The sequence below is a fragment of the Amycolatopsis rifamycinica genome (genome assembly GCF_000695625.1).
GTDB classification, from domain to species: Bacteria; Actinomycetota; Actinomycetes; order Mycobacteriales; family Pseudonocardiaceae; genus Amycolatopsis; species Amycolatopsis rifamycinica.
In genome coordinates, this window is the sequence record NZ_JMQI01000011.1 from 1 (window position 1) to 20,826 (window position 20,826).

At 71.2% G+C, this 20,826-nt stretch carries 22 protein-coding genes; 10 read left to right on the top strand and 12 right to left on the bottom strand.

What is annotated here, in order from left to right:
- Positions 1 to 16 precede the first annotated feature (16 nt).
- Together DV20_RS43645 and DV20_RS04605 are read right to left on the bottom strand one after the other, a co-directional pair.
- Positions 17 to 885, bottom strand: a protein-coding gene (locus tag DV20_RS43645) for an IS5 family transposase (RefSeq protein WP_235190703.1) whose coding sequence is annotated in 2 segments (ribosomal slippage) — positions 17 to 511 and positions 514 to 885 — 867 coding nt in all. Because the reading frame shifts where the segments join, the coding sequence is not laid out codon by codon here.
- 47 nt (positions 886 to 932) lie between these two features.
- Positions 933 to 2,072, bottom strand: a complete 1,140-nt coding sequence (locus DV20_RS04605) for an EstA family serine hydrolase (RefSeq protein WP_043776625.1) — start codon at positions 2,070 to 2,072, stop codon at positions 933 to 935.
- A gap of 101 nt (positions 2,073 to 2,173) precedes the next feature.
- On the opposite strand from DV20_RS04605, the gene DV20_RS04610 reads away from it, so the two are divergent.
- The 4 genes from DV20_RS04610 to DV20_RS04625 all read left to right on the top strand — a co-directional run bounded on the left by DV20_RS04610 (position 2,174) and on the right by DV20_RS04625 (position 5,153).
- Positions 2,174 to 2,599 (top strand): hypothetical protein, encoded by a 426-nt coding sequence (locus DV20_RS04610; protein ID WP_043776626.1) that lies wholly within the window; start codon positions 2,174 to 2,176, stop codon positions 2,597 to 2,599.
- Between the two features lie 30 nt (positions 2,600 to 2,629).
- Positions 2,630 to 2,995 carry a VOC family protein gene (locus DV20_RS04615; RefSeq protein WP_043777204.1) on the top strand — a complete coding sequence of 122 codons (366 nt, stop codon included), beginning with the start codon at positions 2,630 to 2,632 and terminating at the stop codon, positions 2,993 to 2,995.
- 76 nt (positions 2,996 to 3,071) lie between these two features.
- Positions 3,072 to 4,736, top strand: a complete 1,665-nt coding sequence (locus DV20_RS04620) for a hypothetical protein (protein WP_043776627.1) — start codon at positions 3,072 to 3,074, stop codon at positions 4,734 to 4,736.
- Between the two features lie 15 nt (positions 4,737 to 4,751).
- Positions 4,752 to 5,153: an NUDIX hydrolase gene (locus tag DV20_RS04625; RefSeq protein ID WP_043776628.1), complete on the top strand. Its 402-nt coding sequence runs from the start codon at positions 4,752 to 4,754 to the stop codon at positions 5,151 to 5,153.
- 172 nt (positions 5,154 to 5,325) lie between these two features.
- Here the strand turns inward: DV20_RS04625 and DV20_RS04630 are convergent, their stop codons facing one another.
- From DV20_RS04630 to DV20_RS04640, 3 genes are all read right to left on the bottom strand, one after another.
- Positions 5,326 to 6,063: a dihydrofolate reductase family protein gene (locus tag DV20_RS04630; RefSeq protein WP_043776629.1), complete on the bottom strand. Its 738-nt coding sequence runs from the start codon at positions 6,061 to 6,063 to the stop codon at positions 5,326 to 5,328.
- On the bottom strand, positions 6,060 to 6,638 hold the full coding sequence (locus tag DV20_RS04635; RefSeq protein WP_043776630.1) for a hypothetical protein: 579 nt from the start codon (positions 6,636 to 6,638) through the stop codon (positions 6,060 to 6,062). The genes DV20_RS04630 and DV20_RS04635 overlap by 4 nt, the downstream gene beginning before the upstream one ends.
- A 113-nt stretch (positions 6,639 to 6,751) precedes the next feature.
- Positions 6,752 to 7,051: a YciI family protein gene (locus tag DV20_RS04640; RefSeq protein WP_043776632.1), complete on the bottom strand. Its 300-nt coding sequence runs from the start codon at positions 7,049 to 7,051 to the stop codon at positions 6,752 to 6,754.
- Positions 7,052 to 7,263: 212 nt separating this feature from the next.
- On the opposite strand from DV20_RS04640, the gene DV20_RS04645 reads away from it, so the two are divergent.
- The 5 genes from DV20_RS04645 (at position 7,264) to DV20_RS04665 (ending at position 11,951) form a co-directional block, all read left to right on the top strand.
- Complete coding sequence (locus DV20_RS04645) at positions 7,264 to 8,172, top strand: hypothetical protein (RefSeq protein ID WP_043777207.1); 909 nt, start codon at positions 7,264 to 7,266, stop codon at positions 8,170 to 8,172.
- A gap of 21 nt (positions 8,173 to 8,193) precedes the next feature.
- On the top strand, positions 8,194 to 9,387 hold the full coding sequence (locus DV20_RS04650) for a pyridoxal phosphate-dependent aminotransferase (RefSeq protein WP_051735792.1): 1,194 nt from the start codon (positions 8,194 to 8,196) through the stop codon (positions 9,385 to 9,387).
- An 11-nt stretch (positions 9,388 to 9,398) separates the two neighbouring features.
- On the top strand, positions 9,399 to 10,325 hold the full coding sequence (locus DV20_RS04655; protein WP_043776635.1) for a phosphotransferase enzyme family protein: 927 nt from the start codon (positions 9,399 to 9,401) through the stop codon (positions 10,323 to 10,325).
- A 62-nt stretch (positions 10,326 to 10,387) separates the two neighbouring features.
- Positions 10,388 to 11,077, top strand: a complete 690-nt coding sequence (locus DV20_RS04660; RefSeq protein WP_043776636.1) for a TetR/AcrR family transcriptional regulator — start codon at positions 10,388 to 10,390, stop codon at positions 11,075 to 11,077.
- A 25-nt stretch (positions 11,078 to 11,102) separates the two neighbouring features.
- Complete coding sequence (locus tag DV20_RS04665) at positions 11,103 to 11,951, top strand: LLM class F420-dependent oxidoreductase (RefSeq protein WP_043776638.1); 849 nt, start codon at positions 11,103 to 11,105, stop codon at positions 11,949 to 11,951.
- On the opposite strand, the gene DV20_RS04670 is transcribed toward DV20_RS04665, so the two are convergent.
- Positions 11,952 to 12,680, bottom strand: a complete 729-nt coding sequence (locus DV20_RS04670; RefSeq protein WP_043776639.1) for a nitroreductase/quinone reductase family protein — start codon at positions 12,678 to 12,680, stop codon at positions 11,952 to 11,954. It lies immediately after the preceding gene.
- 209 nt (positions 12,681 to 12,889) lie between these two features.
- The gene (locus DV20_RS04675) at positions 12,890 to 13,735 is read right to left on the bottom strand and encodes a hypothetical protein (protein ID WP_200876355.1); all 846 of its coding nucleotides are present in this window, start codon (positions 13,733 to 13,735) and stop codon (positions 12,890 to 12,892) included.
- Positions 13,736 to 13,796: 61 nt separating this feature from the next.
- On the opposite strand from DV20_RS04675, the gene DV20_RS04680 reads away from it, so the two are divergent.
- Positions 13,797 to 15,320: an AMP-binding protein gene (locus tag DV20_RS04680; protein ID WP_043776643.1), complete on the top strand. Its 1,524-nt coding sequence runs from the start codon at positions 13,797 to 13,799 to the stop codon at positions 15,318 to 15,320.
- Here the strand turns inward: DV20_RS04680 and DV20_RS04685 are convergent.
- Genes DV20_RS04685 through DV20_RS04705 form a run of 5 tightly spaced genes read right to left on the bottom strand, consistent with a single transcriptional unit; the run spans position 15,317 to position 20,821 of the window.
- Positions 15,317 to 16,423, bottom strand: a complete 1,107-nt coding sequence (locus DV20_RS04685) for an epoxide hydrolase family protein (RefSeq protein ID WP_043776644.1) — start codon at positions 16,421 to 16,423, stop codon at positions 15,317 to 15,319. The genes DV20_RS04680 and DV20_RS04685 overlap by 4 nt on opposite strands.
- The gene (locus DV20_RS04690) at positions 16,420 to 16,965 is read right to left on the bottom strand and encodes a dihydrofolate reductase family protein (RefSeq protein WP_043776647.1); all 546 of its coding nucleotides are present in this window, start codon (positions 16,963 to 16,965) and stop codon (positions 16,420 to 16,422) included. Before DV20_RS04690 ends, DV20_RS04685 begins: the two co-directional genes overlap by 4 nt.
- Before the next feature lie 42 nt (positions 16,966 to 17,007).
- On the bottom strand, positions 17,008 to 19,311 hold the full coding sequence (locus DV20_RS04695; RefSeq protein WP_043776648.1) for a molybdopterin-dependent oxidoreductase: 2,304 nt from the start codon (positions 19,309 to 19,311) through the stop codon (positions 17,008 to 17,010).
- Positions 19,308 to 20,333, bottom strand: a complete 1,026-nt coding sequence (locus DV20_RS04700; RefSeq protein ID WP_043776650.1) for an LLM class flavin-dependent oxidoreductase — start codon at positions 20,331 to 20,333, stop codon at positions 19,308 to 19,310. The genes DV20_RS04695 and DV20_RS04700 overlap by 4 nt, the downstream gene beginning before the upstream one ends.
- On the bottom strand, positions 20,330 to 20,821 hold the full coding sequence (locus DV20_RS04705; protein ID WP_043776651.1) for an SRPBCC family protein: 492 nt from the start codon (positions 20,819 to 20,821) through the stop codon (positions 20,330 to 20,332). Before DV20_RS04705 ends, DV20_RS04700 begins: the two co-directional genes overlap by 4 nt.
- Positions 20,822 to 20,826 lie beyond the last annotated feature (5 nt).

Below are 20,826 nucleotides of genomic sequence, written 5' to 3' on the forward strand. Positions count from 1 at the left end.
GGAGCTGTCCTGTAAGTCATCGGAGCCAGAGCACGATGGCGGCGATGGTCAGTTCGGCCTGGTAGTAGGCGGCGCGTTTGGCATAGCGGGTGGCTAGGTCACGGAACTGCTTGAGCCGGTTGAAGCACCGTTCGACCACGTTGCGCTGCTTGTAGACCTCAGCATCGAACGTGGGTGGTCGCCCGCCGCGGGAGCCCTTGGCCGCGCGGCGGGTGATCTGATCGTCCCGCTCGGGACTGACGAAGGCGATCCTGCGGTCTCGCATCGCCTGGCGGGTCGAAGGATGCGAATAGGCTTTGTCCGCGATCACCGTCTCCGGCCGGCAGCGTGGCCGGCCCGGTCCGATCCGGGCGACGCTGATGCCATCCAGCAACGGCAGCAACTGCGGGTTGTCACCGGCCTGGCCTGGGGTGAGCAGGAACCGCATCGGCAGGCCACGCCCCTCGACGGCGAGGTGGATCTTCGTGCTCAGCCCGCCTCGGGACCGGCCGAGCCCTTCCCCGTCGAGTGCGAGGGCTTCGATTCCGTCGCTGCATCCCCCTTTTTCCGGGCACCAGCGGCATGCTGGTGGGCCCGGACCACGCTCGAGTCCACCGAGATGATCCATTCGAGGTCGCCGACGGCGTCGTCTTTGACGATCACGCGGTCAAGGATCTTGTTCCAGGTGCCGTCCTTGGTCCACAACCGCAGCCGCTCATGCGCGGTCTTCCACGGGCCATAGCGTTCGGGCAGGTCACGCCACGGAGCACCGGTGCGCAGCTTCCACAGGATCGCATTGATCACCTGACGGTGATCCCGCCATCGCCGCCCGCCGCCCTGCTGCGGCGGCAGCAACGGCTCGATCACTGCCCATGCCTTGTCCGTCAACTCACCGCGACCAACCACCGAACACGACTACCAGAAGACCAGCTCAACCACTTACAGGACACGCCCTAGGCCGTCGCCGCCGCGTGGACCGCGCGGACCAGGCGGGCGTTCTCCGGTGCCGCTCCGCCCGGGAAGGCGTACCGGCGGCGGTTGTAGCCGTACGCGAGGCCGCTGCGGGGGTCGGCGAACGCCTGGGAGCCGGCCGCGCCGCTGTGGCCGAAGGCGCCCTGGCCCAGCACCGGGTAGTCGACCGAGACGATCGCGAAGCCGAGGCCGAACGCGGTGTGGTTGCGCGTGGCGAGGTCGTGGCCGACCGAGTGGATCTGCGCGAACTCCGCCGCGGTCTCCGGACGCAGCAGCGGCTCCGGGCCGCTGATCGCCGCCGCGTACATGCCGGCCAGCCCGCGTGCCGAGGCGACGCCGCCCACCGACGCCGGACTCAGCTGCCGGACCGGCTTGATGTTCGGCAGCTCCCACAGCTCCGGCGCCTTCGGGTGGTTGCGGTTGAACGCGATGCCCGTGATGCTCCGCGGCCCGGTCGCGTTCGCCTCCAGCTCCGCCAGCTGCTCCGGTGTCGGCAGCATCGGCTGGGTGGTCAGGAACCGCGGCTCCAGCTCCTCGGGCAGCCCCAGGTAGAAGTCCAGCCCGAACGGCTTCCGGACGCGCTCCTCGTAGTGCTCCTGGATGCTGCGGCCGGTGACGCGCCGGACGACCTCACCGGTCAGCGCCCCGATCACCAGCGCGTGGTAGCCGAACGCGGTGCCGGGCCGCCAGTACGGCCGCTGCGGGGCGAGCCGCTCGGCGATGACGCGATCGTCCGCGATCTCCTCGGCGGTGAACCCGTCGTCGGCGCCCACGACACCCGCCCGGTGGGCGAGCAGCTCCCGCAAGGTGATCCCGCTCTTGCCCGCGGCGCCGAACTCCGGCCAGTAGTGCGCGACCCGCTGGTCGAGGTCGAGCACGCCGTCCTGGACGAGCAGCGCGACCACCAGGTGCGCGGCCCCCTTGGTCGAGGAGAACACGCCGGTCAGCGATTCGCCGGTGACGGCGGGCCCGGTCCACAGGTCGACGACCCGCTCCCCGTCGACGTGCGCGACGAGCTGGGCGGCGTAGTCACCCCCTTCCCCGGCCGCGACGGCGGCGAACTCCTCCCGGACGGATTCGTACCCCTCGGCGACGGTCCCCTGGATGTCCTCGGACGACATGGCAGCTCCCTCGGTGATCGCAACGTCTGCGCCAGAAGCCAACTCACGCGATGCCGAGGTATTCCGGTAACGCGCGACCATTCCGCCGAGATGTTCCCGGCATGGGGCAACCGGAGCCTGACGCGCAGGAAGCCACCACGACCAGCCGGCCCGGCCACGGCCTGGCGATCGCGTCGCTCGCGATCGGCGCGTCCGGCCTCACGCTGGCGGTCGCGACCTGGGCGGCCTGGCTGATCGTCCGGCCGGAGCTCGTGTCCGCGTGGACGCTCTCCTGGGTCACGCAGGCGTTCGTGCTGGTCCTCGGCGCGCTGTGGTTCGCCCTGCTGCCGATCAGCGTGCTGGCGCTGGTCTTCGGCATCTGCGCGGGGGCGCGCACCCGGCCCGGTTACGCCCGGATCGGCGCCACGCTGGCCGTGGTCACCGTCCTTCTCGCGTTGTCGGGTGCCGCGGTGTTCGCGACGACGTCGTGGCGGCGGGTCGGGCCGCCGATCGCCTACTTCGACATGAGGACCTCCGGGACGCGGTAGAGAACCCGCCGCGTGGGTACCACTTCGATCATGAAGCTGACCTCCACCGTGCTCGGTACGCCGGAACCGCGGGCGCTCGCCGAGTTCTACTCGAAGCTGCTGGGCTGGCCGATTCGCACCGATGAACCGGAGTGGGTGACGCTGCGGCCGGATGACGGCAGCGCGGGGCTGTCGTTCCAGCTGGAGACCGGGCACGTTCCGCCGGTGTGGCCACCGGCCGAGGGGACGCAGCAGATGCAGCTGCACCTCGACATCGAGGTCGACGACCTCCAGGAGGCGACGGCGGCGGCGACCGCCGCGGGCGCGGTGGTCGCCGAGTTCCAGCCGCAGGACGACGTCCGCGTCTGCTTCGATCCGGCCGGGCACCCGTTCTGCCTCTGGACGCGCACGGGGTGACGCCCCGCGTTCGAACGGTCACAGGATCCGCTATGTTCGGCTGAGTTCCTGTTCCCGGCGAACGGAGTTGAGTCCTGTGGGGGTGCACCGGATCTGGCACCACGGACTGGTCCCCACCGAGGGGAAACGCCCCCTGGACGCCTTGCGCAGCAGGCTGATCAGCCGCCAGCGGCAGCACGACGACTACACGGTGACCGACCTCGGCTCGTCCGACGACGGCGGTTCGCGGCGGTGCGATCTCAAGTTCGCCTACGAGGGCAGCCGCTACTCCGTTCAGGTATTGCTTTCGCTGTGCTACCGCGCCGGCGAGGACCGGGTGACGTGGCTGCTGACCGCCGCGTGCACGCGGCCGTGGCGCAGCTGCCTCGACGCGCCGGCCCAGCGGATCGGGCTGGAGGAGCTCGGCGCCAGCGGCAGCGACGAGATCCCGATCGAAACGCCGGTGCTGGCCATGCGCGGCTGGTCGCGCAAGGAATGCGACCACCTCGCCGACCTGCTGGGCGAGGCGCTGGTGGCGCCCTGGCGATCTTCGGCGGTGCTGGTGCTCACCGAGCCGCCGACGGTGCCGGTCGAGGGCTGGCCCGGCCTGCTCAACGTCTTCGACGTCGACGACCGCTTCCGCCACACCCTCAACCGGCACCTGCCGCTCGGCTGCGCGGTGCCGCAGGGGGCCCGGCTGTACGTGCCGCCGTGCGACCAGCTCCCGGATTTCGTGGTCAGCGAGAGCCCGGTGTCCGGCGAGGCCCTGCAGGGCGCGATCACCCGGTTCATCCAGACCCGCGGCCGGACGCCCCTGCCGGAGGAGTGGGCGGACGTGCCGAGCGTGCGGGCCTGGTACGAGACCGATCCGTTCGCTTCGCCGGAGCGCGAGCCCGACGCCGAACTCGTCGAGAAGCTCGGCCGCGCCGAGCGGGAGCTGGCCGAGGCGCGGGGCGTGATCACGATCCTGCGGAAGAAGGCCAAGACCCACGCCGAGGAACGGGACCGGCACGCCTGCGAAGTGAAGACGCTGCGCCGCCGCCTCGAGGACGCGTGCGCCACCGACGTGGCCTGCCTGCGCGAGCAGCTCGCGCAACTGCAGGCCGAGGCCGACGACTACGCCCGGGCGTTCGAGGAGACGGAGGCCGAGCGCGACGAGCTCAGGCGCGTCAACGGGCTGCTCGCCGGCCGGCTCGCCCGCCACCACGACGCCGACGACGAGGTCGCCGCCGCCGAGCGCCCGCCCGAGGACTTCCCCAGCTTCGCCGAGCTGATCGGCGCCGCGGAAGCCTCGCTCAAGCACCTCGCGATCACGGCCGAGCCGGCACCGGCCGCGATCCTCGACCACCATCCCAAAGCGGCCGCCTGGCGCCGCAAGGCGTGGGACGCGCTCCGCACCCTCAACGCCTACGCGGGCGCCCGGACGGCCTTGCTCGACGCGGGCCAGGACCCGGGCCCCGAGCTGTCGGACGTGCTCGCGTTCGCCCGCACCGGCCAGCCGGGTTCGCTGATCAGCGCGAACATCATCGCGCTGGCCGAGTCGGACACGGTGACCACGAACGAGCGGCTCCGCCAAGCCCGCACGTTCCGCGTCGACCCCCGGACGAACCCGGCGGGCCGCGACTACTTCGGTGCCCACATCGCCTTGGAGCGCTTCAAGTCGCCGGCCCCGCGTCTGCACTTCCTCGACGACACCGACCGCACGGGCACGGTGTACGTCGGCTACCTGGGCGCCCACCTGCCGACGTCGAAGACCAACTGAGCGAGAATCGCGCGCATGACGGAGATCGCGCAGAAGCACCTGGCCTACTGCTGGATCGCCCGCGGCGACCGGGTGCTGTTCCTCCGCCGCGGCCCCGGGGTGTTCCTCGCGGGCCGGTGGGAGCTGCCCGGCGGCACGGCCGAGCCAGGCGAGCGCTTCGAGGACACAGCGACGCGCGAAGCGGCGGAGGAGACCGGGCTGACGGTCCGCGTCACGGGCGAACTGGCCCGCGACGCGTGGCCGGACGTGGCGGGGCGCGCCCTGCACATCCACGCTTTCGTTTACACGGTGGAAGAAGAGGGAGCCGGCGAGGTGGTGCTCAACCCTGAGGAGCACGACGACTTCGCCTGGCTGACGCGGGCGCAGGCTCGGGAACTGCCACTGCCGGACCACTTCCGGCGACTGCTTGATCGGTAGGGGTTTTCCTTGGCGCAGCACCGGGTTACGGCGCTGCGGAGGTCTTCGCGTGGTAGTCATGTCTCCGACGGTACCCGAACAAACGTGCGAACAGCATCACTGGATCGGGTGAACTCCGAAGTGGACCCGAGCAGCGATTTTCCTTATGGCACAACGGATCGAAACCGGCGATCTAGCGGATCGCCAGGTACCGCAGCAAAACGCTGGCGCCGTCGGTGAGCACCGAAGCCAGTTCCAGCGCCGCCGGGTCGACCACCGGACCGAAGGCCGCGCGGGTGGACGTTCCCGCCACCAGGAACGGCGCCACCGTCAACCGGAACTCGTCGACCAGACCCGCCTCGATCAGCGAACCGAACAACCGCGGGCCGCCCTCGCAGTCGATGCGGCCCAGCCCCTCCGCCACCAGCGTCGACACCACCCGCTCGGCCGGGACCGACAATTCGCCCACCACGAACACGCGGGCACCGTGCGCCGCCCAGGCCTCGCGCAACGCCGGCGGCGCCGCCGAGCACGTGAAGACCAGTGTCGGGACCGCCGCCTTCGTGATCACCGGGGCGTCCGCCGGCAGGGAGCGGCCCGTGGTCACCACCGCCACCGGGGCGATCGGGGCCAGCCCGAACCGGCGGCGGCGCTCAGCCGTGGCGGCGTCCGGGCGCATTCCCTCGAAGCCCTCCGCCATGGCCGTTCCCGCGCCCACCAGCACCACGTCCGCCAGGTCGTTGCCCAGGCGGTAGACGATCCGGTCCGCCAGGGTCGACAGACCACCCGATCGGCCCTCGACCGTGATGGCACCGTCCGTGCTGGAGACGAAGTTGACCGCCAGCCAGCGGGGGTCCGCCGGGTAGCGGTACAGCTGCTCGAGGTCGTCGTCGGTCAGGTCGCGCGCGGCGGGCCAGACCTCGCGGATCACTCCCACCGGACCGCCTTGGCCGGAGGGCGCGTGCCCGCGATGCTCGCCGCCATCTCCGCCACGTGCCGCACCTCGCGGACGTGCTTCGTACGGAGGATCGCCACGCCGGCCGACGCCGCGAGGGCCGCCAGCGCCAGACCGGCCGCTGTCCCATCCCCGGCTACCGAAACCAGGACGGGCCGGTCGGCGGGCACCGGCGTCCGGAACTCCCCGATGTCCAGTACGACGCCCGATGCGGGCACGGCAGGCGAAGGGAGCGAAGGAGCGGCGTAACCAGCGCCGTACCGGGCCGCGACCTCCGTCAGGTCCGCGCGCGCGATGAGCAGGTCGGCGCCCGCTTCGCAGCAGGTCGCGGCGACCGACGGGTCCGCGGTGTCGACCCCGATGACGAGGCCGGGAAAAGCTTCACGCGCCTGCCCGACCAGGGACTCGGCGCCCGCGCCGGCGAAACTCACGAGATCGGCGCCGTCGGCGACGGCCGAGCGGGCCGCGGGGAGCGACTCGACCGCGGCCAGCACCAGCGCGCGGTCACGGCTCAACCGGCGGCCCCGGAACACGAGGTCGGGGGTCTTCATCGCACTCTCCCTGCTGGACGTCCTCGCGATCATAAGCGAGACACCGCGGGTGAGCGTTCTTCGCCGTCAGGTGGCGGGGCTTCGTCGCCGGGCCACCCGACCTTGACGGCTCCTCAGGAGGCGATGGCCTCGTTGATCGCCAGCAGCTCCTGAGCGGTGCGCGTGGCGGTGAACTCGATGACGTCGTAGCGGGCGAGCCGCCGGACCACGAACGGGTCGCTGGCGAGCACGGCGTCGAGCTTGCCGCGCAGCACCGGCCGGACCAGTATCACGTGGTCGGCCGCGCCGTTGCCCTTTCCGCAAACCAGGAAGAGTCCTTTCGAGAACTGTTTACGCACCCATTCCGAATGGTCGGGAAGCGCGTAGTCGACTTCTGTTTCGGGCGCCGTATAGGTCAACAATGCGATGTACATGTCTGCAGAGTAGAACGCACAGGCCCGCCGCGCATCCGCCTGCCGAGTGGCACCGGGCACGCGGTTCGTCAATATTCCGTCAAGAAAAAAGAAATTCCTTTACCGGTGCTTTTTCGACATACTCGCCGATTCCCGTACGCACGTCGTCGTACGTCGTGGTGTCGCCGCCGGGCCGACGCGGTGACCCCACCGGCGGCGCGAAACTGACCGGCATGAACGCACTGACCCGGATCTGGTCCGACGGACGCCGCGCCGAACGCATCGCCTACGCCGTCGGCGCGGTGCTGTTCTTCAGCGGCGTCGTGCACGCTCTCGTGCTCATCGCCACCGGCGGCTCGTGGCTCGGCCCGCTGTCGATGCGCAAGGCCGTCACGTTCGGTCTGTCGTTCGGGCTGACGCTCGCCTCGGTCGCCTGGGCGACGTCCTTCCTCACCATGCGGGCTCGCGTGCGCACCCTCCTGCTCGGCGCCTTCACCGCGGCGAGCGTCGCCGAGGTCGTGCTGGTCAGCATGCAGGCGTGGCGCGGGGTGCCGTCGCACTTCAACTTCGAGACGTCGTTCGACACCGTCGTCTCGATGACGCTGGCCGCGGGCGGTGGGGTGCTCGTCCTGACCGTCATCGGCTTCACGGCCGCCGCGCTCGTCGAGCCCGGGCCGGGCGCGCCGAGCCTGCGCCTGGCCGTCCGCGCCGGCCTGGTCGTGCTGCTGGTCGCGCTGGCCACCGGTGCGGTGATGATCGGACGCGGGGTCGTCGCGGCCCGCGGCGGCGACCCGCAGCTGGCCTACACCACCGCCGGCGCCCTCAAGCCGCTGCACGCGGTCGCCATGCACGCGATCCTCGTGCTGCCCGCGCTGGCCTGGCTCCTGCGCTTCACCCTTCATTCCGAGGCGCACCGGCTCCGCGTCGTGCAGACGGCCGTCGCCGCCGACCTCGTGCTCACCGCCGTGATCGGGGTGGAGTCCTTCACCGGCGTCGACCCCTTGGCCGCGCCGCTTCCGCTCCTGCTGCTGTCCGCGCTGGCCACGGCCGTGCTGGCGGGCACCGGGATCCACGCGTTGTCCGGCATTGAACCGGCCGTCCGATCCGCACGTGTCCTCAACGGGAAGGCAAGGGGCCGGTAATGCGGCGGACGGAGAACACGCGTGCGGCACGGTATGACCACCCACGGCCTTTCCCAGCAGGACAGAGCCCACAGCCCGTCGTTCTTCTCCGTAGCCAGGGCGATGGGACAGCACGCGGACGACCTCGCGGACTTCTGCATCCCCTGCAACCCGTACTTCCCGACCGACGAGATGTTCGGGCGGCTCGAACGCAACCTCCGCACGATCCTCAAGTTCTACCCGAGCGACGCGGGCGCGATCACCGCGCAGCTGGCGAGCGTGCTGCGGCTCAACCCGTCGACGATCTCCCTGGCCAACGGCTCGACCGAGCTGATCACCTGGATCGACCGCCTGCTGGTCGATTCCAGCGTCGCCGTGCCGATCCCGACGTTCGGCCGCTGGACCGACCAGCCGATGGAGACCGGCAAGCGCGTCGACATGTTCCTGCTGAAGGAAGCGGACGGCTTCGAACTGCGGGTGGACGAGTACATCGACTTCATCAAGCGCCGCGGCTCCCGGGTCGCGGTGCTGTGCAACCCGAACAACCCCGACGGCGGGTACCTGCCGCGCCGTGAGGTGATCCGGTTCATGGATGCCCTCGAGGACCTCGACCTGGTGGTGATCGACGAGTCGTTCGTCGACTTCGTCGAGGCCGAGCGGAACCCGTCGGTGGCCGCCGAAGCCGTCGTCCGGCCGAACGTGATCGTGCTGAAGAGCCTCGGCAAGAACTTCGGGCTGCACGGGATCCGGTTCGGCTACCAGGTGTCGAACCCCGCGCTGACGCGCAAGCTATCGGCCGCGCTGCCGAAGTGGAACCTGAACTCGCTCGCCGAGACCGTGATCTTCATGCTCGCCGAGCACCGCGCGGAGTACGAAGACAGCCTCAAGAAACTCGCGCTCGACCGGTTCATGATGCATTCGCAGCTCGGCCAGTTCCCGGAGCTGACGGTGTTCCCGTCGCAGGCGAACTTCCTGCTCGTCAAGCTGCCGGCGTCGGTCGACGGCGCCGAGCTGTGCGACTACCTGCTCGCCGAGCACCACCTGCTGGTGCGCCAGTGCGGCAACAAGATCGGCATGACCAGCCAGTTCATGCGCTTCGGGGTGCGGCCGGACACCGAGGTCGAGCGGCTGGTGGAGGGACTGCGCGGCGTGGAGCGGCTCGGCGGCGGACGGCACACGACGCCGGCCATCGAGCTGGTCTCGCACTCCCGCGAGCCGGAACGGTCGATCAGCTGAGCACCTGGGCGATGGCCGACTTCCAGGCGAACACCCGGCCGTTCGCCGAGCTCGACCGCGCCGGCCGCACCCGCCGCCTGCGCCGGCTCGCCGAAGCGGCGTTGACGGCCTACGCCGTTCCGGTGGCTCGCCTGACCCCGCTGGCCCACGGGCAGAACACGTCCTTCCGCGTCGACGGCGCGGACGGCCACCGGTACGTGCTGCGGGTGCAGCGGCCGGACGGCCCCGGCGTCGCGCAGGTGCGGGCCGAGATGGCCTGGCTTTCCCGGCTCCGCCGAGAATCCGGTCTCGTCGTGCCGCAGCCGGTGCCGACGCGCGCGCGGGACCTGGTCACCGTGGTCGCCGACCCGGCCGTGCCGGAACCCCGTACTTGCGTGCTCTGCCACTGGGTCGAGGGCCGGTTCGTCGACGAGCGGCTCAGCGCGCCGCAGTTGTACGCGGTGGGCGAGTTCACCGCGCGGCTGCACCTGCACGGCGCCCGGATGAACGGCCTCGACCGCCGCCGCGTCGACGACCTGACCGAGTTCGGCCGCACGCAGGTGGACGGCTTCTCCGCCGCGGTCGTCGAGCGGGCCGTCGCGGCGGCCGGCGGCGACGAGCGGATCCGCAAGGCCGTGGCACGCGCCCGCGCGGTGCGGGCCGAGCTGGGCTACGGCTCCGACGTGTTCGGCCTGGTCCACGGCGACCTGCACCAGGACAACTACCTGCTGCACCGCGGCCGGGTGCACGTGATCGACTTCGACGACTGCGGGTACGGCCACTTCGCCTACGACCTCGCCGTCGCCTGCGCCGCCCTCGCGCACCTGCCCCAGCGCGAAGAGCTGAAGGAGGCGCTCCTGGACGGCTACCGTTCGGTGCGTCCGGCCGCGGCCACGACGGACCCGGGCGTCCTGGGCGCCTTCGCCGCGCTCCGCCGCGTCCAGCTCCGCCTTCGCTGACCCGCCCAAGCGGCACTTTCACGTGAAAGTGGCGCGTTACAAGGGGGCGTTACAATTGCTATATGGCCGGACGATCGAGCAATGCCACCAGTACCCGTGACCGTCTGCTCATGGCGGCCGGGCAGCTCCTGCACGAAGCCGGCGACGGACCGGTGTCGACGCGGGCGATCTGCGAGCGGGCCGGCGTCCAGGCCCCCACCCTGTACCACCACTTCGGCAGCAAGCAGGGCCTGCTCGACGCGGTGGTCAACTACGGCTTCACCCAGTACGTCCAGGCCCCGGAGCCGGGCGGCGACCCGGTGGACCGGATCCGCGCGGGCTGGGACAGGCACGTCGAATACGGCCTCGAGCACCCCGCGTTCTACGTGCTGCTCTACGGCCAGATCGAGCCCGGCGTCCCGTGCAACCTCACCTCGAGCGCCGAGGCGATGCTGCTGGAGCTCTTCACGCCGTTGGCGCGCGACGGGCGCCTGCGCGTCGAGGCCGCGGAGGCCGCGCGGCAGTTCGCCGCGGCCAACAGCGGCGTGACGCTCAGCCTGATCGCCCAGCCCGCGGAAAGCCGGGATCTGGCGATGTCCACGCAGGTCAGGGAGTCGGTCCTGGCCGGGTTGCTCGTCGACCGCCCGGCCGACGGCTCGTCGATGAGCGCCCTCGCTGTCGCTTTGTCGACCGCCCTCGAGGACGACACGGAGGCGCTGACCACCACCGAACGCCAGATGCTGCGGGAGTGGCTGCACCGCTTGGCCGTCTAACGCTACATTCGCTACATTAATGTCTATGGCAAATGTAGTGAAGCAGTTCGGCGTGTTCCTGGCCCCGCACCGCGACGACGTGGCCCGCAAGGAGCAGGCGATCGCGGCGGACGAGCTGGGGTACGGCGCGGTCTGGCTCGGTACCGGCCCCAACTCGGTCGGCGACCTCGCGTTCGTGGAGGACATCCTGGCCGCCACCGAGCGGATCACCGTCGCGACGGCGATCGTCAACATGTGGGTCGACGAACCGGAAACCCTCGCCGCGTCCTACCACCGGCTCGCGGACCGCTACGGAGACCGGCTGCTGCTCGGCATCGGCGTCGGCCACCCGGAGTCGGTCACCGGGTACCGCGGCCCGTACGCCAAGATCGTCGACTACCTCGACCGGCTCGACGCGGCCGGCGTCCCGGCCGGTGCCCGGGTGCTCGCCGCGCTCGGCGACCGCATGCTGAAGCTGGCCGCCGAGCGCACCGCGGGCGCGCACCCGTACCTGGTGCCGGTCGCGCACACGCGGCACGCCCGGGCGGTCCTGGGCGCGGGCAAACTGCTGGCCCCGGAACAGAAGGTGGTCGTGGACGACGACCCGGCGGCCGCGCGCGCCATCGGACGGCCGTACGTCCGGACCCCCTACCTCGGCCTCCGCAACTACGTGAACAACCTCCTGCGCCACGGGTACACCGAGGCCGACGTCGCCGGCGGCGGCAGCGACCGCCTGATCGACGACCTCGTCCTGCACGGCACCCCGGACACCGTCGCCAAGGGCCTGCGGTCCCATGTGGACGCCGGCGCCGACCACGTGGCGGTGCAGGTGCTCGGCCCGTCACCCGAGGCAGAGCGGGAAAACCAGCGGCGGCTGGCCGAAGAGCTGCTCTGATCAGCCGGGCGCGGGCAGCAGGACGTTCAGGGCGGCGACGAGCGTGCGCTCCTCGTAGGCGAAATGACTGTCCAATGCGGACTGGAGGCGGTCGAACTCCGCGCGGAGCCGGACCGGGTCGGTTTCCTCCTCGACGAGCCGCTCGATCTCTTCCTGGAGCCGGGCCACGACGACGTGCTCTTCGTCGAGCTTGTCCAGCGTGGGCTTGAGGGCCGGGAACCGCTCGGCCAGCACCGGGAAGATGTTCCTGGCCTCCCCGGTGTGGTGCCGGGTGAGGGCCGTGCAGAAGCCGGCACAACGCGTGCGCAGCTGCCGTGGGACGCCGCAGTCCAGCTCGGCGCGCATCTCCTTCAGCTCACCGCGCAGCCAGTCGTGCATCTCGACGAGCCAGTCGCCCATGCGGCGCGCGGTGTCGAACCGGCGCAGCTCGACGACGGGCAGGATCCGGGTCGTTCGCGCCTGGTACTGCGCGAACCCCGGTTCCCGCTCGATCACCTCGGCGAACAGCCGGTCGCGGTCGGGCGGGAGGGCCGCCATCGCCTCGAACGTTTCGGTGTCCGTTTCCACCGTGACCAGCGGGTTGCGCCGGATGTTGTGGTACCAGGCGGGGTGCTTCGGCGCCCCCATCGCCGAGGCGACGACGACCAGCCGGCCGTCGATGTCCAAGGCGCCCAGGGGAACCCGGTGCTTCCGGCCCGTCCGGGCGCCGGTCGTGGTGAGCATGATCAAGCTGCGTTGTCCTTTCCGATGACGGAATCACCGGAGGCCGAGAGGCCGACACGGAGGGCACAGCTCCGCCGGGGAAAGGCGGAACGTGTCGAACTCAAGGGGGCTTGGTAGCCACTACCTCCGTGTGTCGGCCCATCCGGGGCACAAGCGCACGTTACCAACCGGCTGGACCGTCGGCCATCCTCAATCCGCGTAGCCGTGACGACGGCTCAGCGGGCGGCGTCGGCGGCCTCTCGCGCGGCGGTGGCGGCCGCGTCGGCTTCGTCGAAGGCCGCTTTCGCGGTCTCGAACTCCGCCGTCGCCCGCGCGGCGCGTTCCTCGGCTTCCGCCAGCCGCTCACGCAGGTCGTCGACGCGGGCGGTGGCCTGCTCGGCCGCGCGTTCGGTGCGGACGAGGTCGCGCTCGGCCACCGCGCGTTCCTTGTCCCGCTCGGCGGCTTCCTTGCGCAGGCGCTCGCGTTCGGCACGGGCCCGCGCCCGCTCCTCGGCTTCGCGTTCTTCGCGTTCTTCACGCCGGTGATCCCGCTTCGGCTTGGCCGGTTCGGCCTTGTCCACCAGCTTCTGCGGGCGCTTCCCGGTGGCGGGCGGGACGCTCGCGGCCAGGCTGAACCACTGGTCGGTGTCCTGGTGCGCGACCGACGTCAGCCGTCCGGCGAGCGCCAGCGCGGCGGTGTCCGGGTCGGCCGCGACGGCCTCCAGGGACGCCTCCACCTCGCGGGTCACCGTGTCGCTCATCGACGGCAGCTCGTGGAGGATCCGCCGCACCAGCTCGCCGCGGCGCCGGGTCAGCGCGCGCAGCTCGTCGCCGGCCAGGCGGGTGTGGGCGTCCCGCAGCTCGGCGCCGAGCTCGGCCAGTTCCCGCAGCTCGTCGGAGTCGTCCCTGGCCAGGCCGTTGACGATCGCCGCGGCCGTGGTCGGCTTGCGGAGCTGCTGGATCCGCTTCGCGAGTTCGGCATCGCCCTCGGCCTTCGCCGCCTTCGCCGCCGCGTTGCGCGCGCTGACGAACTCCGCGGGGTCGCCCCCGTAGAGTTCGCCGGCCACCGTGTCGAAGTCCATCGTGCTCCAGCGAACCACATCGGACTGGTGCGGACACCTGCTGAAGAGTCATCATCGGGGGATGTTCTTCGATCTGGGTGTCCGGGACTTCCTCGACCGCGCGGAGACGGTGTACCCGGACCGCGTCGCGGTGGTCGACGAGCCGGACCAGCCGGCGCCGAGCTGGGGCTCGCTCACCTACCGCGAGGTGGCGCGCCGGGCCCGCGCGCAGGCCGCCAACCTCGACGCGCTGGGCGTGCCGCCAGGTGGGCGCGTCGCGATCGTGTCGCACAACGCCGCCCGGCTGCTCGTGTCGTTCTTCGGCGTGTCCGGCTGGGGCCGGATCCTGGTGCCGGTCAACTTCCGGCTGGCGCCCGCCGAGGCCGAGTACATAGTGGAGCATTCGGGGGCGGAGGTGCTGATCGTCGACCCGGAGCTCGAGCACCTGCTGGACACGGTGACGGCGAAGCGCGTGTTCGTGCTCGGCCGCGACGACGAGGCCATCTGGGGCGGCGGCGGAACGCCCCGGCCCTGGGCCGGCGACGAGTCGGCCACCGCCACCATCAACTACACGTCGGGGACGACCGCGCGGCCGAAGGGCGTGCAGCTCACCCACCGCAACATCTGGCTGAACGCCGCCGTCTTCGGCCTGCACACGACGCTGAGCGACAACGACGTCCTGCTGCACACCCTGCCGATGTTCCACTGCAACGGCTGGGGCATGCCGTACGCGGTGACCGGCCTCGGCGGACGGCACATCGTGCTCCGGAAGGTCGACGGCACGGAGATCCTGCGGCGCATCGACGAACACGGCGTGACGATCCTGTGCGCGGCGCCCGCGGTGGTCACGGCGGCGCTCGACGGCGCCTCGACCTGGAACGGCGAGGTCCCCGGCCGCGACCGCGTCCGGATCGTCGTGGCCGGCGCGCCGCCGCCGACGCGCACGATCGAGCGGGTCCGGGCGGAGCTGGGCTGGGAGTTCATCCAGATCTACGGGCTCACCGAGACCGCGCCGCTGCTGACGGTCAACCGGATGCGCAGCGAGTGGGCGGACCTCGACCCGCACGAGCAGGCGCGGCTGCTGGGCCGCGCGGGGACGCCGGCGCTGGGTGTCCGGATCGAGGTCGGCGAGGACGGCGAGGTGCTCGCGCAGTCGAACCACAACCTCGACGGCTACTGGGAGAACCCCGCCGAGACCGCCCGGGTGACCGACGGCGGCTGGTTCCACACCGGCGACGGCGGCTCGTTCGACGACGGCTACCTGACCATCGCGGACCGCAAGAAGGACGTGATCATCTCCGGCGGCGAGAACGTGTCGTCCATCGAGGTGGAGGACGCGCTGAACTCGCACCCGGCGATCCGCGAGGCCGCCGTGATCGGCATCCCGGACGCCAAGTGGGGCGAGCTGGTGACGGCCCTGGTCGTGGTCGAGGGCGACGTCACGGCGGAGGAGCTGATCCGGCACTGCCGGGGGTACCTGGCGGGGTACAAGTGCCCGAAGCGGATCGAGTTCCTGGACGCGCTGCCCCGGACGGCCACCGGCAAGATCCAGAAGTTCAAGCTCCGGGAGCCGTTCTGGCGGGGTCAGTCACGGCAGGTCAACTAGCGGACCAGCCGGAAGAAGGTCCGCACCTCCTCCGCGAACAGCTCAGGCTGCTCGTACGCCGCGAAGTGGCCACCCCGGTCCAGCTCGTTCCAGTGCCGGATGTCGGGATACCGCCGCTCCGCCCACCGGCGGGACGGCCGCGGCATCTCCTTCGGGAAGATCGAACAGCCCACCGGGACGTCGACCGTGTCGTCCGTCGCCTCCGAGAACCACTTCTGCACCTTGCGGATGCTTTCCCAGTAGAGCCGCGCGGACGACGCCGCCGTGCCCGTGAGCCAGTACAGCGTGACGTCGTCGAGCAGCTCGTCGCGGGTGAACGGGAAGCCGTCCGACCAGGCGTGGAACTTCTCCACCAGCCAGCCGCACAGCCCCGCCGGGGAGTCGAGCAGGCTGTAGCCGATCGTCTGCGGGCGGGTCGACTGCAGCACCGAATACCCGTCTTCCCAGCGCTGCGCGTGCTCCAACGCGTCCAGCGCGGCCCGCTCGGCCGGCGTCAGGTCGCCGAAGGTCGCCGGGTCCGGCGCCGCGATCGGCGGGTTCAGGTGGATGCCCGCCAGGTGCTCCGCGTCCCGCTGGGCCAGCAACGTCGTGATCGACGTCCCCCAGTCGCCGCCCTGCGCGCCGTACCGCGAGTAACCGAGGCGCGCCATCAGCGAAGCCCACGCCGCCGCGATGCGCTCGATGCCCCAGCCCGGCGCCGTCGGCTTGTCGCTGAAGGCGTAGCCCGGCAGCGACGGGATCACCAGGTGGAACTCCTCGGACAGCGGCTCGATCACCTTCGAGAACTCGATGAACGAGCCGGGCCAGCCGTGCGTGAGGAGCAGCGGCAACGCGGCCGGATCCGGCGAGCGCACGTGCAGGAAGTGGATGCCCAGCCCGTCGATTTCGGTGCGGTACTGCGGAAACCGGTTCAGCCGCGCCTCCGTGCGGCGCCAGTCGTAGTCCGACGCCCAGTATTCGCACAGCGGGCGCAGGAACTCCAGCGGTGTGCCCTGGCTCCAGTCGCCCACCGGCTCGGCTTCGGGCCAGCGCGTCCGCCGCAGCCGCGCCCGCAGGTCGTCGAGGTCGGCCTCGGGGACCTCGATCCGGAACGGCGTGATCATGCCGGCACGTAGGTCAGCCGGACGACGCCGTTGCCGAACGTCGCCGATTTCTCCAGTTCCAGCGGGAACGACGGTCCTTCCTCCGGGAACAACCGCTTCCCGCGGCCCACGACCACCGGGTACAGCAGCAGCTGCAGCTCGTCGACCAGGCCTTCGGACAGCAGCCACCGCACCGTCGTCGGACTGCCGCTGGTCATGATGTCGCCGCCGGAGCCGGCCTTCAGCGCCCGGACCGCCTCGGCCGGGTCGCCGGTGAGCAGCGTCGAATTGTTCCAGCCGGCTTCGGACAACGTCGACGAAACCACGTATTTGCGGACGTTGTTCATGAATTCGGCGCCTTCGTCGTCCTCGACGGTCCGCCCCGGCCACGCCTCGGCGAACCCTTCGTAGGTGACGCGCCCGAGCAGCATCGCGTCGGCGGCGGCCATCCCGCTGCCGACCGCCTCGCCGATTTCGTCGCTCCAGTACCGCAACGACCACTTGTCCGGCGCTTCGACCACGCCGTCCAGTGAGATGAACAGGTTCGCGACGATCTTGCGCATGGGCCCCCTTCGGTCAGGAACCCACTATAAACCGGCGAAACCTCAAAATCGTCCACTCGAGACGGTCTCGCTGTCCGCCGCCGCCCGGGCCCGCTCCGCCTCCGTCGCGGGCTCCAGGCGCGCCGGGACGTCCTTGTGGTGCGGGGTACCGGCGATCGGGTCGCGGTCCCGCGCGTCGGTCAGGAGGTTGATCCGCGGGCCGCTGACCACCCGGCGGCCGTCGGCGACCGGGTGGGCCATGCCGTATCCGTGCGGCAGCGAGAGCTGGCCCGGCCGCAGCGCGGGGTCGGCCTCGGCGCGGACGACCACCCGTCCCGACGGCGTCACGACGGCCACCCAGTCTCCCGGGGAAGCGCCGATCGAGGCCAGTTCTTCGGGACGCGCGCGCAGGGCACCGTCCGGATCCGTGCGGCGCCAGCGCGGGTCGCGCAGGATCTGGTTCGCGTTGTGCGCCCGCCGCTGCCCGTTGACCAGTGAAAACGGGTACGCCGGGTCGGGCCGTTCGGCGGCCGGGTCCAGCGCGGCCAGCCAGTCCAGCAGTTCGGGCACGGCGAGCTGGACGCGCTCGCGGCGCATCAGGCTCCACACCTCGTCCTGCTCGTGCGCCGAAAACGGCGTCGGACCGGCCAGAACGCGGTCGAAAAGCTCTTCGCCGAGCTGCGGACCGGTGGCCGAGCTGCCCAGCGCGCGCTGCACCGGCACGGTCATCGTCTTCGCCGCGCGGTGGCAGCCGGCCCACAGCGGCGCGATCGACGCCGCGCCGTCGGGCAGCGACGCGCCCAGGGTGCGGTAGAGCAGCACCGGCAGGATCGCCGCGCGTTCCGGCATCGCCCGGACCAGCGCGCCGAGACCGGCCTGCAGCTCCGCGCGCGGTCCCGCGGCCAGCTCGGCGAGGACGTCGGACGACGGCAGCACGCCGAGCGCGTCGAACAGCCGCGTGTAGATCTCGGCCTCGGCGAGCGTGCCCGGCAGCGGGTCCAGCAACGGCGGCCGCAGCTGGAAGTAGTTCGTCGGCCACTCGAAGGTGAAGAGCGTGAACTCCCACTTCTCGTGCTGGGACGCCGCGGGCAGCACGTAGTCAGCCAGCGCGGCCGTCTCGGTGTAGGCGACGTCGACCACCACGGTCAGCTCCGCGGCCTCCAGCGCGCGTTCGACGTCTCGCGTCCCCGCGAAGGTGTTGGCCGGGTTCGACGACTCGACCCACACCGCGCGGACGCGGTTCGGGTGGTCGGCGAGGACCTCCTCGGCGAGGGTGTTCGCCGGCAGCAGGCCGCCGATGTACTCGAAGCCGGTGATCTCGGAGCGCTGCCCGGTCGCCGCGCCCCACAGCGGCAGCAGCCACGAGTGCAGGTTGTTCGTGCCGCGACGGCCGAAGTGCCCGGTGAGCAGGTACAACAGCTTCTCGAGGTAGCTGTTGAGCGTCGAGTGGCGTCCCTGCTGGATGCCCAGCTCGACGCGCACGGTCATCGCCTCCGCCGCGCGGATCAGTTCGACCGCCCGCTCGACGTCCACCCGGGACACTTCCGCGTGCGCGATCCACGCGTCCACCGGCACTTTCGCCAGCACGGCGGCGACCTCGTCGAAGCCCTCGGTGCGTTCCGCGAGGAACCGCTCGTCGGCGGCCCCCCGTTCGAGCAGCAGCGCCAGGATCGCGCCGAGCAGGTAGGCGTCGGTGCCGGGCCGCAGCGGGAGGTGCAGATCGGCCAGCTCCGCGGTCTCGGTGCGCCGCGGGTCGATCACGATCATCCGGCGGTCCGGGTCGTTCTTGAGCGTGTTGAGCGCGTGCCGGGCGTTGCTGAAGCCGTGGGCCTGCCAGGGGTTGCAGCCCAGCACGACCAGCAGGTCGCAGTGCTCGACGTCCTCGGCGGTGTGCACGAGCGTCGAGCCGAACAGGTGCCCGTTGACCCAGAAGTCGCCGGTCTTCTCCTGCGACAGCGCGTTGAAGTGCCGCGTCGAGTTCATCCACTTCAGCAGCGACGTGCCGTACGCGCCACCGGAGTGATTGCCCTGGCCACCGCCGCCGACGTAGGCGAACGAGCCGGGCCGCCCGGCCGCGGTGTCGGCGTCCCGGATCGCGTGCAGCCTGGCCGCGATTTCGGTGAGCGCGGTGTCCCAGCCGATCGGCTCGTGCGTGCCGTCGGGACGACGGCGCAGCGGCGTCGTCAGGCGGTCTTCGTGGTCGCCGTACCAGGTCAGGCGCTGCGCCTTCTGGCACAGGTAGCCCGCCGAACGCGGGTGCGCCTTGTCGCCGCGGACGCGGGTGATCTTCCGGCCGTCGAGCTGCACCTCCAGCCCGCAGTTGAGGTAGCAGAGGCTGCACGCGGTGCGCTGCCACTCGCCGGTCATATCAGCTCCAATGCGCGGCCGAGGGTCGTGAGACGCGCGTCGAGGGTTTCGCCGGCCGGGTAGAGCCGGACGGTGTCGATCCCGGTGGCGCGCCAGACGCGCAGGCGTTCGCGCACCATCTCTTCGGTGCCGATCAGCGTCGTGCCGAGCACCATTTCGTCGGTGACGAGCGCGGCGGCCCCGTCGCGGTCGCCGGCCTGCCAGCGCTCGCGGACCTCGGCGGCGACGTCCGCCCAGCCCTGGCGGCTGTAGGCGTTGTTGTAGAAGTTCGTGCCGGCCGAGCCCATCCCGCCGAGGCTGAAGGCGAGCTCCTTCTTGCGGCTGCCGACCAACGTGCGCAACTCGTCTTCGTTGTCGGCGAAGGCGACTTCGGCGCCTTGACAGACATCGATGTCCGTACGCTGTCTGCCCGCCTTCGCGAGCCCGGCGTCGAGGTGCGTGAAGTACGCGTCGGCGCCTTCGGGCACGAAGCTGGTGCCGAGCCAGCCGTCCGCGACTTCGCCGGTGAGCTCCAGCAGCTTCGGCGACAGCGTCGCGAAGTAGATGGGGATGTCCGGGTTCGGCGCGGTGGACAGCCGCATCGGACGGGCTTCGCCGGGCAGCGGGATCTCGAACGCCTTGCCGGAGAAGGAGATCTTCTCCCCCGCGAACGCCTGACGGATGATCTCGACGGTCTCGCGCATGCGCGTCAGCGGCTTCGCGAACGGAACGCCGTGCAGGCCTTCGACGACCTGCGGGCCGGACGGGCCGAGGCCGAGCGCGAACCGGCCACCGGACAGGTCGGCGAGGGTGAGCGCGGCCTGTGCGATGGCGACCGGCGTGCGCGTGCCCAGCTGGATGATCCCGGAACCGAGCCGGATCCGGTCGGTGCGGGCGGCGAGGTAGCCGAGCGCGGACGGCGCGTCCGAGCCCCAGGCTTCGGCCACCCAGCAGGCGTCGAGACCGAGTTTTTCGGCTTCCAGCACGAAGTCCACCGTCGAGCGGGTGTCCTTCGAGAACTCGACGGTGGTCGCGGTTCTCATCGGTTTTCGATCCGGGCCTTGATCGCGGCGAGGGTGCCCTGCATCGCCGTCTCGAACTCGCGCATGCGGACGAAGACGATCTTCTGTTCCTTCTCCGGCATCCGGTCGATGGCGAACGACAGCCCGGATCGGCCGGGTCCCATCCGCATCCACTGGGTCAGGAGCGTGCCGCCGTTTTCGGGCTCGAGCGTGAACTTCCAGACCGCGCTGGGCTCTTCGGGATCCTGTACGGCCCACGCGAACACGCGCGGCGCTTCGCACTCCACGACGTACGACGTCGTCTCCCACTCGCCGAACGCGTCGTGCTTGCTGCGGCCGAGGAACTTGCGGCCCTCTTCGCACCACTCGACGGACTGGAGCTCCGGGCTCATCTCGGGCATCAGCGTGACGTCCGAGACCACCGGCCAGACATCCTCGGGTGCGGCGTCGATCCAGGTCCACACCTCGGCCGTTGGCAGGTCGGTGTACCGCGCACCCGTCCACTCCATCGTGG

Bases quoted from the DNA above. Each gene is read 5' to 3' on its own strand.
- DV20_RS04605 (WP_043776625.1), bottom strand. From the start codon at position 2,072: ATGTCGTCCGAGGACATCCAGGGGACCGTCGCCGAGGGGTACGAATCC.
- DV20_RS04610 (WP_043776626.1), top strand. From the start codon at position 2,174: ATGGGGCAACCGGAGCCTGACGCGCAGGAAGCCACCACGACCAGCCGG.
- DV20_RS04615 (WP_043777204.1), top strand. From the start codon at position 2,630: ATGAAGCTGACCTCCACCGTGCTCGGTACGCCGGAACCGCGGGCGCTC.
- DV20_RS04625 (WP_043776628.1), top strand. From the start codon at position 4,752: ATGACGGAGATCGCGCAGAAGCACCTGGCCTACTGCTGGATCGCCCGC.
- DV20_RS04635 (WP_043776630.1), bottom strand. From the start codon at position 6,638: ATGAAGACCCCCGACCTCGTGTTCCGGGGCCGCCGGTTGAGCCGTGAC.
- DV20_RS04640 (WP_043776632.1), bottom strand. From the start codon at position 7,051: ATGTACATCGCATTGTTGACCTATACGGCGCCCGAAACAGAAGTCGAC.
- DV20_RS04645 (WP_043777207.1), top strand. From the start codon at position 7,264: ATGAACGCACTGACCCGGATCTGGTCCGACGGACGCCGCGCCGAACGC.
- DV20_RS04655 (WP_043776635.1), top strand. From the start codon at position 9,399: ATGGCCGACTTCCAGGCGAACACCCGGCCGTTCGCCGAGCTCGACCGC.
- DV20_RS04660 (WP_043776636.1), top strand. From the start codon at position 10,388: ATGGCCGGACGATCGAGCAATGCCACCAGTACCCGTGACCGTCTGCTC.
- DV20_RS04665 (WP_043776638.1), top strand. From the start codon at position 11,103: ATGGCAAATGTAGTGAAGCAGTTCGGCGTGTTCCTGGCCCCGCACCGC.
- DV20_RS04675 (WP_200876355.1), bottom strand. From the start codon at position 13,735: ATGGACTTCGACACGGTGGCCGGCGAACTCTACGGGGGCGACCCCGCG.
- DV20_RS04680 (WP_043776643.1), top strand. From the start codon at position 13,797: ATGTTCTTCGATCTGGGTGTCCGGGACTTCCTCGACCGCGCGGAGACG.
- DV20_RS04685 (WP_043776644.1), bottom strand. From the start codon at position 16,423: ATGATCACGCCGTTCCGGATCGAGGTCCCCGAGGCCGACCTCGACGAC.
- DV20_RS04690 (WP_043776647.1), bottom strand. From the start codon at position 16,965: ATGCGCAAGATCGTCGCGAACCTGTTCATCTCACTGGACGGCGTGGTC.
- DV20_RS04695 (WP_043776648.1), bottom strand. From the start codon at position 19,311: ATGACCGGCGAGTGGCAGCGCACCGCGTGCAGCCTCTGCTACCTCAAC.
- DV20_RS04700 (WP_043776650.1), bottom strand. From the start codon at position 20,333: ATGAGAACCGCGACCACCGTCGAGTTCTCGAAGGACACCCGCTCGACG.
- DV20_RS04705 (WP_043776651.1), bottom strand. From the start codon at position 20,821: ATGGAGTGGACGGGTGCGCGGTACACCGACCTGCCAACGGCCGAGGTG.